At 31.0% G+C, this 12,022-nt stretch carries 13 protein-coding genes; 12 read left to right on the top strand and 1 reads right to left on the bottom strand.

The annotated features are described in order from the left end of the window. Nucleotides 1-196 precede the first annotated feature (196 nt). The 10 genes from C4S76_RS10595 (at nt 197) to C4S76_RS10550 (ending at nt 9,814) form a co-directional block, all read left to right on the top strand. Nucleotides 197-727 (top strand): NADH-quinone oxidoreductase subunit NuoE family protein, encoded by a 531-nt coding sequence (locus C4S76_RS10595; RefSeq protein WP_105194436.1) that lies wholly within the window; start codon nt 197-199, stop codon nt 725-727. 26 nt (nt 728-753) lie between these two features. Further along, a complete protein-coding gene (gene nuoF / locus C4S76_RS10590) occupies nt 754-2,085 on the top strand; it encodes an NADH-quinone oxidoreductase subunit NuoF (protein WP_105194435.1) in 1,332 nt (443 codons plus the stop codon). Next, the gene (locus tag C4S76_RS10585; RefSeq protein ID WP_105194434.1) at nt 2,057-2,890 is read left to right on the top strand and encodes a hypothetical protein; all 834 of its coding nucleotides are present in this window, start codon (nt 2,057-2,059) and stop codon (nt 2,888-2,890) included. The genes nuoF and C4S76_RS10585 overlap by 29 nt, the downstream gene beginning before the upstream one ends. A gap of 32 nt (nt 2,891-2,922) precedes the next feature. Continuing rightward, on the top strand, nt 2,923-3,921 hold the full coding sequence (locus C4S76_RS10580; protein ID WP_105194433.1) for a 2Fe-2S iron-sulfur cluster-binding protein: 999 nt from the start codon (nt 2,923-2,925) through the stop codon (nt 3,919-3,921). Nucleotides 3,922-3,927: 6 nt separating this feature from the next. Then, nucleotides 3,928-4,977 (top strand): NADH-quinone oxidoreductase subunit NuoH, encoded by a 1,050-nt coding sequence (gene nuoH, locus C4S76_RS10575; protein ID WP_105194432.1) that lies wholly within the window; start codon nt 3,928-3,930, stop codon nt 4,975-4,977. A gap of 76 nt (nt 4,978-5,053) precedes the next feature. After that, entirely contained in the window at nt 5,054-5,551 is a 498-nt protein-coding gene (locus C4S76_RS10570; protein WP_105194515.1) for a NuoI/complex I 23 kDa subunit family protein, read from the top strand. A 3-nt stretch (nt 5,552-5,554) separates the two neighbouring features. Further along, the gene (locus tag C4S76_RS10565) at nt 5,555-6,049 is read left to right on the top strand and encodes an NADH-quinone oxidoreductase subunit J family protein (protein ID WP_105194431.1); all 495 of its coding nucleotides are present in this window, start codon (nt 5,555-5,557) and stop codon (nt 6,047-6,049) included. Nucleotides 6,050-6,077: 28 nt separating this feature from the next. After that, entirely contained in the window at nt 6,078-6,401 is a 324-nt protein-coding gene (nuoK, locus tag C4S76_RS10560) for an NADH-quinone oxidoreductase subunit NuoK (RefSeq protein WP_105194430.1), read from the top strand. A gap of 3 nt (nt 6,402-6,404) precedes the next feature. Then, nucleotides 6,405-8,321 carry an NADH-quinone oxidoreductase subunit L gene (gene nuoL, locus C4S76_RS10555; protein WP_105194429.1) on the top strand — a complete coding sequence of 639 codons (1,917 nt, stop codon included), beginning with the start codon at nt 6,405-6,407 and terminating at the stop codon, nt 8,319-8,321. A 26-nt stretch (nt 8,322-8,347) separates the two neighbouring features. Next, nucleotides 8,348-9,814: a complex I subunit 4 family protein gene (locus tag C4S76_RS10550; protein ID WP_105194428.1), complete on the top strand. Its 1,467-nt coding sequence runs from the start codon at nt 8,348-8,350 to the stop codon at nt 9,812-9,814. Nucleotides 9,815-10,021: 207 nt separating this feature from the next. On the opposite strand, the gene C4S76_RS11840 is transcribed toward C4S76_RS10550, so the two are convergent. Beyond that, entirely contained in the window at nt 10,022-10,198 is a 177-nt protein-coding gene (locus C4S76_RS11840; RefSeq protein ID WP_181044109.1) for a hypothetical protein, read from the bottom strand. A gap of 464 nt (nt 10,199-10,662) precedes the next feature. Here C4S76_RS11840 and ruvB point away from each other — a divergent pair, with 464 nt between their 5' ends. Next, entirely contained in the window at nt 10,663-11,688 is a 1,026-nt protein-coding gene (gene ruvB / locus C4S76_RS10545; RefSeq protein WP_105194427.1) for a Holliday junction branch migration DNA helicase RuvB, read from the top strand. Beyond that, nucleotides 11,689-12,021, top strand: a complete 333-nt coding sequence (locus tag C4S76_RS10540; protein ID WP_105194426.1) for a DMT family transporter — start codon at nt 11,689-11,691, stop codon at nt 12,019-12,021. Nucleotide 12,022 lies beyond the last annotated feature (1 nt).

Genomic DNA, 12,022 nt, shown 5'->3' with positions numbered 1-12,022 from the left:
TATCGAAATCAAAGAATTTAGCTGACTTTTAAAGTCAAATAAAATTAAAATAGCCAAAACCTTTTGAGTAGCCAAATAGCAACAAAACCATTATTTATAATTATTCCAGATAGATGAAACGTGACAAAATCTCTGATTTTAACTTTGTTAACTAAAGTCCAATATTGTATATTTGCATTCAAACATAGAAATCGAAATGGACGCAAATGGCGTAAATTCAAATAGTAACGTTTTATTTAGCACAGAAGCTTTAGAAAAAGTCAATAAAATCATTGCTCAATACCCGGAGGGAAAACAAAAATCAGCTTTGATTCCCATATTACATCTTGCTCAAAAAGAATTTGGAGGTTGGTTAGATGTTCCTGTAATGGATTACATTGCTACATTGTTACACATCTCATCCATAGAAGTATATGAAGTGGCTACCTTTTATACTATGTTTAATATGCAGCCTGTAGGTAAATACGTTTTGGAAGTATGTAGAACGGGTCCGTGTATGTTAAAAGGAAGTGATCAGATTATTGATTATATTAAAGAAAAATTACAAATTAACGAAGGAGAAACTACTCAAGATGGTTTATTCACATTAAAACCGGCAGAGTGTTTAGGTGCCTGTGGTTATGCGCCTATGATGCAAATAGGTAAGTTTTATCATGAACATCTTACTAAAGAAAAAGTAGATGAAATAATAGAACTATGTAAAGAAGCTAAAATAACAGTTCAATAAAATAAATATAGGAAACTCAATTGATAATGAGTCAAAAGTTATTATTAAAAAATATTGGAGTTGAAGGAATCAAGACCTTTGAAGTTTTTAAAAAATACGGAGGATATAGTGCGGTAGATAAAGCTTTGAAAATGTCATCAGATGAAATATTAGAAGAAGTTAAAGCGAGTGGTTTGAAAGGAAGAGGGGGCGCAGGATTTCCTACAGGAATGAAGTGGAGTTTTTTGGCTAAACCCGAAGGAGTGCCACGTTATTTAGTAGTAAATGCAGATGAATCAGAACCTGGTACATTTAAAGACCGATATTTAATGGAATATATTCCTCATATTTTAATAGAGGGAATTATTATATCATCCTATTGTTTAGGAGCCAATACATCCTATATATATATAAGAGGAGAATATTCTTGGATTCCCGACATTCTAGAACATGCTATTCAGGAAGCAAAAGCAAATGGATATTTAGGTAAGAATATAAAAAATTCTGGTTATGATTTAGAAATATATATACAAAGAGGAGCCGGAGCTTATGTTTGTGGGGAAGAAACTGCTTTACTCGAATCTTTAGAAGGACGAAGAGGAAATCCGAGGTTAAAACCACCATTTCCGGCAGTAAAAGGTCTATATCAGTGCCCTACTGTAGTAAATAATGTAGAAACGATTTCCAATATAGGAGCAATAATAAATCTAACAGGTGCTGAATATGCAAAATTAGGAACCGGGAAATCATTAGGGACCAAGCTTATTTCAGCTTGTGGAAATATTAATAAACCAGGAGTTTACGAAATCGATTTTAACCTAAGTGTAGAGGAATTTATATATAGTGAAGAATATTGTGGAGGAATTTCAAATGGTAAAAAATTAAAAGCATGTATTCCTGGAGGGGCTTCAGTCCCTATCTTGCCCGCAAAATTATTATTAAAAACAGCAAACGGAGATACTCGTTATATGAATTACGAAAGTTTGGCGGATGGAGGATTCATTTCTGGAACGGCAATGGGATCCGGAGGTTTTATTGTTTTAGATGAAGACCAATGCGTAGTAAGGCATACAATGACGTTAGCAAGATTTTTTAACCACGAAAGTTGTGGACAATGTACACCATGTAGAGAAGGAACAGGATGGATGTATAGGATTCTAAAAAAAATAGAAGAGGGAAGAGGAACTACAGAAGATATTGATTTATTATGGGATATTCAAAGTAAGATAGAAGGAAATACTATATGTCCGTTAGGAGATGCGGCCTCTTGGCCTGTAGCAGCGGCAATTCGCCATTTCAGAGATGAATTTGAATGGCATATTAATAATCCAGAATGTCTAATTAAAAATTATGGAATATCAAACTATGAATATGTATAAAAAGTTAATTTTAACTGCTTTATTTTTGCTACCATTTAGCACAATAGTAGCACAGAATAATAAAAAAATTGCTCACAGAAAAGGAGAAGTCTATGCCTATTGGGGGTGGAACAGAGCCTTTTATGGAAGATCATCTGTACATTTTACAGGTGATGATTATAACTTTACTCTTCATGGAGTAAAAGGAGATGATAAACCGATAGGATGGAATTTCCATGATTTTTTAAATCCCGGAAGAGTTACTATACCTCAGGTTAACTATAGAATAGGATATTTTTTTAAAGATAATTGGGCGATTTCTTTAGGAATGGATCACATGAAATACGTAGTAAGACCAGGACAATGGGTAAAAGCAACAGGAGAAATTGATCACCCTGGATATGAAGATGCGATAAAAGATGGAGAATACGGGTATTTAACAGATGATTTTTTACATTTGGAACATACAGACGGGCTCAATTATTTAAATGCAGAATTAGAATATTTTCATAATTTCCTACAAGCAGGCTTTTTTAAATTTAATGGAATTGCAGGAGGAGGATTAGGCCTCTTAATCCCTAAAACTAATGCAACTATTATGGATAAAGAAAGACATGATAAATTCCATTTTGCCGGTTGGGGCTTAGATGCAAAAATTGGAGCAGAATTATTATTCTGGAAAATATTCTTTTTAAGAACAGAATTAAAAGAAGGAATAATAAGTATGCCTGATATTAGAACATCTTCCAATAAATCGGATAAAGCCTCACAAAATATAGTTTATCTACAATGGAACTATACTTTTGGATGTAGCTGGCATTTTTAAGCCATTTATAATATTATTTAAGTAAGGGAATAATGATTGAGGAAAACAATAAAGTTAAAGTAACCATAGATGGAATTGTGGTTGAAGTAGAACCAGGAATTCCTATAATTGAAGCCGCAAGGCAAATAGGCGGTGAATGTGTACCCCCTACAATGTGTTACTATAGCAAATTAAAAGGAAGTGGAGGACGTTGTCGTACCTGTTTAGTAGAGGTATCCAAGGGATCAGAAAAAGATCCAAGACCTATGCCAAAATTGGTGCCTAGTTGTCGTACCAATGTAATGGATGGAATGGAGGTAAAAGTAATTACCTCAGAACGAGTAAAAAAAGCAGTAGAAGGAGTAACAGAATTTTTACTTATAAATCATCCTTTAGATTGCCCTATATGCGATCAAGCAGGAGAATGTAAATTGCAAGATCTTGCCTATGAACATGGATTAGAAAGAACACGTTCTGAATTTCCTAGGAGAACTTTTATTGCAGATGATATAGGCCCTAACATTAAGCTGAATATGAACCGATGTATACTCTGTGCACGTTGTGTTTTAGTAGCAAATCAGCTTACAGATCATAGAGATCACGGTATTCTGTTTAGAGGAGATCATGCTGAAATTAGTACTTATCTAAATAAAGCAATTACCAACGATTTTTCCGCAAATGTAATAGATGTTTGTCCAGTTGGAGCTTTAACTGACAGAACGGCAAGGTTTAAGAGTAGAGTTTGGTTTACTAAACCGGTGAATGCAACTTGTAAATGCGAAAAATGTAGTGGTAAAGCGGTATTGTGGATGAAAGGAAATGAAATAATCAGAGTTACAGCGAGAAAAGACCAATATAATGAAGTAGAGGAATTTATTTGTAATGAATGTCGATTTGATAGAAAAGATATTAATTTCTGGACAATTGAAGGACCTACACATATTAGTGATCACTCAGTAATTTCTTTAAATCATTATGAATTACCTTTACCTAAAGATGATCCTCATTATTTAATCAACAAAAAAGAACAAATAAAAACAAAAATAGGATAATAAAATATGTGGTTTACAATATCATTAGTAGTAATTTTATTTGTAATATGTTTAGGAGCAGCAGCCTATGAAACGTGGATGGAAAGAAAAGTAGCCGCATTAATGCAAGATAGATACGGACCTAACAGAGCAGGTATTTTTGGTTTAATGCAACCCCTATGTGATGGGGGAAAACTATTTTTTAAAGAAGATTTCGTTCCAAGAAACGCGAATAAATGGCTCTTTATAATAGCCCCGGGAATATTGATGCTTATAGCATTAAGCACAGGAGCTGTTATTCCATGGGGAAAAACCTTAGTATTTAGTGGAATTTCATATCCCGTACAAGTAGCTAATATAGATGTTGGAGTTTTATATATCATGGGAATAGTGTCTATAGGAGTTTATGGTATTATGTTGGGAGGATGGGCATCTAATAACAAATATTCTCTGCTAGGAGCTGTAAGAGCTTCTTCGCAAATGATTTCCTATGAATTAGCTATGGGACTTTCTCTTCTCTCTATTATTATGATGTCTGGGACATTAGATCTTAGAGTAATGGTTGAAGAACAAGCTACAAACTTATATGGAATATCTTTTTTAAATGGATTGGCTTGGAATGTGTTTTATCAGCCCTTAGCCTTTATATTATTTGTGACCTGTTCTTTTGCAGAGCTAAACCGTGCTCCTTTTGATATGGCAGAATGTGAATCAGAATTAGTAGGAGGTTATCATACAGAATACAGTTCTATGAAATTTGGAGTATTTTTATTTGCAGAATACATAAACATGTTTATCAGTTCAGCATTAATAAGTACTCTTTTTTTAGGAGGTTATAGTTTTCCGTATATGAATGAATTAGCAGCAAACGGAACATTAAGTGAAAATATGATCGGAATACTTAGCATAATTACATTTCTTTTAAAAATAACTTTTTGTATATTTTGCTTTATGTGGGTAAGATGGACCTTGCCAAGATTCCGTTACGACCAATTAATGCGATTAGGTTGGAGAATTATGATTCCATTAGCCATATTTAACCTTTTAATCACAGCAGCCATTATAGTTTTTAAATAATAACAAATAAAGCTAAAATTATATAAAGCTTATGCAACGATTGACAAATAGATCTAAAGTAGTTTCCAATAAAACTATGACTTTCAAAGAGAAAATATATATTCCCACTATACTTTCCGGAATGTCCATAACTTTTAGTCATTTATTCAAAAAAAGAGCTACCATTAGTTATCCTGAACAGAAAAGAGAATTTAGCCCTGTATATAGAGGACAGCATATTTTAAAAAGAGATGATGAAGGGAGAGAAAGATGTACAGCATGTGGGCTATGTGCAGTTGCTTGTCCGGCAGAAGCTATTACAATGATAGCAGCAGAAAGAAAAAAAGGAGAAGAAAATCTTTACAGAGAAGAAAAATATGCTAAAAAATACGAAATTAATATGCTAAGATGTATATTTTGTGGGCTTTGTGAAGACGCCTGTCCAAAAGAAGCAATATTTTTGACCGATAGAATTGTCTTTCCAGAAGACCTAAGAAAAAATTTTATTTATGGCAAAGATAAATTAGTAGAAACATTGGAAAATAGAATTGATGTCTCTCTAAGGCAAATAAAAAAATATTCAATAGAAAAATAAGACATGGAGGAAATTTTGTTTTATTTAGTATCTGCCTGTTCAGTAATAAGCGCTTTATTTGTAATATTTAGTAAAAATCCAATGTATAGTATTATAGCTCTTATTATTACCTTTTTTTCAATTTCAGGTTTATATATCATGTTAAATGCACAATTTTTAAGTGCAGTTCAAATTATAGTATATTCAGGAGCAATTATGGTTTTGTTCCTCTATGTCTTAATGATGTTAAATTTAAAGGAAAAAGATGAACCTCTTAAAGGTAATGCATTCAGAATCCTGGCGACTATATGTGGAGGGTTAGTATTTATAGGATTTTTAGGAGCATTACGTGGATATAATCAAATTGATTTTCCTTTAAATCCTGATAGTCAAATAGGCTTAACCAAGAATTTAGGACATTTGTTATTTAGTCAGTATGTATTGCCTTTTGAATTAGCAGGTATTTTATTTTTATCTGCATTAGTAGGTGCTGTTATGATAGGAAAAAGAGATTTATAATATATATCTGAAATAAAAAAGAAGAGAAATGGTAAATAGTTTATTACAAAGCATTCCAATAGATTATTTTATATACCTGTCTGCCTTACTTTTCTGTATAGGAATAACAGGAGTTTTAGTTAGGAGAAATGCCATAATAATTTTAGGATGCATAGAACTTATGCTTAATTCAGTTAACCTTTTATTAACTGCATTTTCTGCCTATAAAGGAGATGCAAATGGACAAATATTAGTTTTTTTTATAATGGTAGTAGCAGCTGCAGAAGTAGCTGTAGGATTGGCAATTATTACCATGCTTTATAGAAATACAGGTTCTACAGATGTAAGTTTATTTAATAGATTAAAGGGATAATACATGGAGAATATAATATATCTAATACCGGCTTTACCTCTAATAGGATTTATAATTTGTGGGTTTTTTGGAAAAAAAATGTCAGAAAAGATGGTTGGAGGTATAGCCACTTTAATGGTTTTCATTTCCTTTTTACTTTCAATAATAATTTTTGGTAATTTATGTATAAGTTCTTCTTTAGATAATTATGATCCAATAAAACAAAATTTATTTAACTGGTTTACTATCGGAGAATTTAAGGTAAATTTTGCTTTTCAGATAGATCAATTATCCATCATTATGATGATGATTGTTACCGGGGTAGGTTTTTTAATCCATTTATATTCCATAGGATATATGCATGGCGATAAAGGATTTTATAAATTTTTTTCATATCTAAATCTTTTCATTTTTTCCATGTTGTTATTAGTCATGGGAAGTAATTTTTTAATTCTTTTTATAGGATGGGAAGGAGTAGGATTTTGTTCTTATCTTCTAATTGGTTTTTGGTTTAAAAATAAAGAATATGGTTATGCTGCACGCAAGGCATTTGTGATGAATAGAATAGGGGATTTAGGCTTATTAATAGGAATATTTATAATTGCATATTACTTTGGAAGTATAGAATATACAGACATAGTTAGTAAAATTAATAACTTTTCAATTAACGATCCTATATTAATATCAGCTACTATTTTTTTATTTATAGGAGCTATGGGAAAATCCGCACAAATTCCTTTATATACCTGGTTACCCGATGCTATGGCTGGTCCAACACCCGTTTCGGCATTAATACATGCAGCAACTATGGTAACGGCAGGTATTTATATGGTAATACGTTCAAATGCAATTTACAGTTTATCCCCATTTACCTTAGATTTTATTATGTACGTAGGTTTGGCTACTTCACTATTAGCTGCTTTTATTGGTTTACGGCAAAATGATATTAAAAAAGTACTGGCTTACTCAACAGTTTCCCAATTAGGATTAATGTTTATTGCAATAGGGGCAGGAGCCTATACAACAGCTCTGTTTCATGTAACTACTCATGCCTTTTTTAAAGCACTTTTATTCTTAGGCGCAGGAAGTGTAATTCATGCAATGAGTGGAGAGCAGGATATGAGATATATGGGAGGACTTAAAAAGAAAATACCACTTACCTATGGAACTTTCTTAATAGGAACTCTTGCTATCTGTGGTGTACCTCCATTAGCAGGAATGTTTTCAAAAGATGAAATTCTTACTGTATTATGGGGGAAAAATAAAATGGTTTGGTTTTTAACTCTTTTTTCTGCAGCATTAACTTGTATTTATATGTTTAGATTATTATTCCTTACTTTTTTTGGGGATTTTAAAGGAACTAAAGAGCAAAAAGAACATATACATGAAAGTCCTGCAGTCATGACAATTCCTTTAATTATTTTAGCTATATTAACTACAATAGGAGGAGCTATAAATTTACCTCATTATTTAGGTGAAAGTATATCACAAAAAATGGCAAATTGGTTATCAGTTATTTATATAGGTTTACATCCAATACCTGAACCATCTTTTATGACAGAAATGATTTTATTAATTATTACCTTAACCATTATAGCTATAGTCGCAGGTTTTTCTTACCATAAATATGTTAAATTAAAAACTACAGCTCAGATTACAGAAAATCTTATCGGATGGCAAAAAGTCTCTGCAAAAGCTGCTTATGTCAATGAATTATATAACGAAATTATAGTTAATCCGATTCTAAATTTAGGTCGTTTTTTAAAAAATATTGTGGATAAGTATTTTATAAATGGTATAGTAGAAGGAGCTGGAAAATTAATACAAGGATGTGGAAATATTTTAAGATTAGTACAAAACGGGAATGTTGAATTTTATGTATTTGCTATGTCTGTTGGAATATTTATATTATTATTAGTAGCGAAATTTTTAACTCATTAAAAAACAAATTAAGTAAACAGGATATAATGTTAACATTAGCAATAATACTTTTGCCAATTTTAGGCGCAATATTATTATTTACCCTAAAAGCAAATAGTTCCAAATACGTAGCTTTTACATTAGCTATAGCAGAATTTGTACTTACAGCCTTTGTGTGGGCACAATTTTACGAAAAAGGAGTTCAGTTTGAGATTCAATACCCTTGGATAACTCAAATTAATAGCTCTCTTCATTTTGGAATAGATGGACTTACACTATTAATGCTTCTTTTAACTAATACTTTAACCCCTATTATTATATATTCCTCATTTAAAGATAATAGACCTTCAGCATTTTATGCTTTAATTTTATTGATGCAGTTTGGATTGGTTGGATTATTTACTTCCATTGATGGATTATTATTTTATATTTTTTGGGAAGTAACATTAATTCCTATTTGGTTTATATGTGGTTTATATGGTACCGGAGAAAACAAAAGGAAGATAAATCTTAAATTTTTCATTTATACATTTTTTGGCTCTTTATTTATGCTAGTAGCCTTTATATATGTATATTTACAAACAGGATCTTTTGATTATCATAGTTTATATTCAATAAAACTATCCTCGGAAGAACAAGTATTTATATTTTGGATGTTTTTCCTAGCTTTTGCTATTAAATTACCCATTTTCCCTTTTCATTCCTGGCAGGCAGATACCTATACTATGGCTCCGACACAAGGTTCTATGTTACTATCAGGGATCATGTTAAAAATGGGAGTATTTGGGATTATAAAATATCTTCTACCTTTAGCTCCGGAAGCAATTGGAGGTATCTCGGGGTGTATAGTCTTAGTTTTATCAATTATAGGAATTGTTTATGCATCTTTAATAGCTATAGTACAAAAAGACATTAAGAGATTAATAGCTTTTTCATCTATGGCTCATGTAGGATTAATAGCTGCCGGAATTTTTTCTTCAGCAATACTATCTGTAAATTATGGTATAGACAAAACCGGAATAGAAGGAGCTTCAATACAAATGTTGGCACATGGAGTAAATATAGTAGGGTTGTTTTATGTGGCAGATATATTAATAAAAAGATTTGGTACCAGAGATTTATCAAAAATGGGAGGTTTGGCTGCAAAAGCACCTGTACTTGCTGTTTTATTCATGATTATATCCGTAGGTACAATGGCCGTTCCTCTAACCAATGCTTTTATAGGTGAGTTTTTATTATTAAAAAGCATATTTACCTTAAGTACCTGGGGTGTAATTTTTGCAGGGTTAACTCTTATTCTCTGTGCAGTATATGTAACTAAGACCTACGGAATGTCTATGTTTGGACCAGGAAATAAAGAATTTTTAAAAACACAAAAAGATATTTCATTACAAACACAAATTGGATTAGGGGTATTGGCTTTCTTAGTATTAATATTTGGTATTTTTCCGCAACCTTTATTAAATCTTTCATCAGAAACAGCAACACATGTTTTAGGATTATTATTTAGATAATAGAATGTAAATAATAAATAAAATAAAACCCGTAGTGCATTTAGGAATTAAAATTTAATAAAATTAATATTTTTTATTTAAAATTAATTTTTATTCATAATTTAAATATTTAAAGTATTTGAGGCTACTTTAATACTATTATCAAATTTAAATTATTTCACTGAGAATGAACGTTTTCAATATGTGTAATTAATAAAACTAGGAAATTTATTTTATTGTATTTTCTTCACGATTATAAATTTCTAAATTTTCTCTGTTTTCAAGGTAGATATCAATACAAAACTGTGTAAGAATATATGCCCAATTTTCAGAAAACATAGTAAAACAAGGAACCATTTTCATTTTCATATTAGTAAGTTCATAAGGATTTTGTTTAGGAATCATGAAAATATATTTATGATTAGGTATAATGGGCCGATCTAAATTCGAATATTTGCTATTATTTAGTTTTGATGGATTTAAATTAGGGTATACATAGATTTTAAATGAATCTAATAATGTGTCATTAAGAATATTCCTTTACCCAAATAAAATCAAAATTGGAATAATAAAAAGGATACTGCTTTTGTGTTCATATATTTTGGAATTTATACAATTTCTTAAAAACTTTGATCTTTTTTTAGAAGATCAGCTTGTGAAAACAGCTGGGAAATAATAGAAAGCATAGGAATAATATAATAAAATTTTTAATTTTTAAATGAAAATACTCTTTAAACATCAAAATCACAAAAAATAGAAAAACAATATTTGTTAATGTATATTAAATCATGTTTTAATGATTAAAAAATAGAATTTATTTTAAATTATATTTATTTTTTTGATTTCTAAAGAAGTACTAATTTTACAGAATGTCCGACTTATTAGATCCCGATAAAGAAAAATATTCCCAAGAGGAAATAGTTCAAGAAGAGCAGGTGCGTCCAAAGAACTTCCATGAATTTGCAGGGCAACCTCATATTATGGATAATCTGGAGATTTTTGTAAAAGCAGCTAAACTTCGTCGGGAATCATTAGATCATGTTTTATTACATGGTCCGCCAGGGTTAGGAAAGACTACCCTAGCAAATATCATAGCTAATGAATTAGGAGTAGGTATAAAAATTACCTCAGGCCCGGTATTAGATAAACCTGGGGATTTAGCAGGTTTATTAACCGGATTAGAGGGAAATGATGTATTATTTATAGATGAAATTCATAGATTATCGCCTATCGTTGAAGAATATTTATACTCAGCTATGGAAGATTATCGCATAGATATCATGATAGAAAGTGGTCCTAATGCTAGATCGGTTCAGATAAATCTAAATCCATTTACCCTTATAGGAGCTACTACAAGATCAGGGCTACTTACAGCACCATTAAGGGCCAGATTTGGAATAAATTTCAGGTTTGAATACTATCATACTGAATTATTAGGAATGATTGTAGAAAGAAGTTCTCGAATTATGAATATGCCTATAGAATCTCAGGCAGCAATCGAAATTGCCTCTAGAAGCAGGGGTACTCCTCGTATAGCAAATGCATTATTAAGAAGAATTAGAGATTTTGCACAAATTAAAGGTACTGGAAAAATAGATATGAAAATTGCGGAAATGGGTCTAGAAGCTTTAAAAGTTGATAAGCACGGATTAGATGAAATGGATAATAAAATTCTTAGTTCTATTATAGATAAATTTAAAGGAGGTCCGGTAGGATTAACAACAATAGCTACCGCAGTAGGAGAAAATCCTGGTACATTAGAAGAGGTATATGAACCATTTTTAATTCAGGAAGGGTACTTAATACGTACCCCAAGAGGAAGAGAAGCTACAGAGAAAGCTTATAAACATTTAGGGAAAATAAAAACAATGGGAAATCAGTCAGAATTATTTTAAATGAAATCTTATTTATTTTTAATGCTTGCTATTTGTTTAGAAGTAATAGCAACCTCAACCCTTCCTAAAACTAAAGAATTTACTGTATGGAAACCAACCGTAATATTCTTTCTTTTATTTTTTAGTGCATTATTTAGCCTTAATAAAGCGATTAAGACTATACCATTAGGAATAGCCTATGCAATTTGGTCGGGAATAGGGATAGTGTTAATAAGTTTTACAGGATATTTTATATATAAACAAAAGCTAGATATACCGGCTATTATAGGAATAGTTTTTATAATTATAGGCGTTTTAATTATAAATTTATATTCCAAAACAGCAGGACATTAAA

The organism is Apibacter adventoris (genome assembly GCF_002964965.1).
Lineage (GTDB): Bacteria > Bacteroidota > Bacteroidia > Flavobacteriales > Weeksellaceae > Apibacter > Apibacter adventoris.
This window is presented reverse-complemented; position numbering and strand designations above follow the sequence as displayed.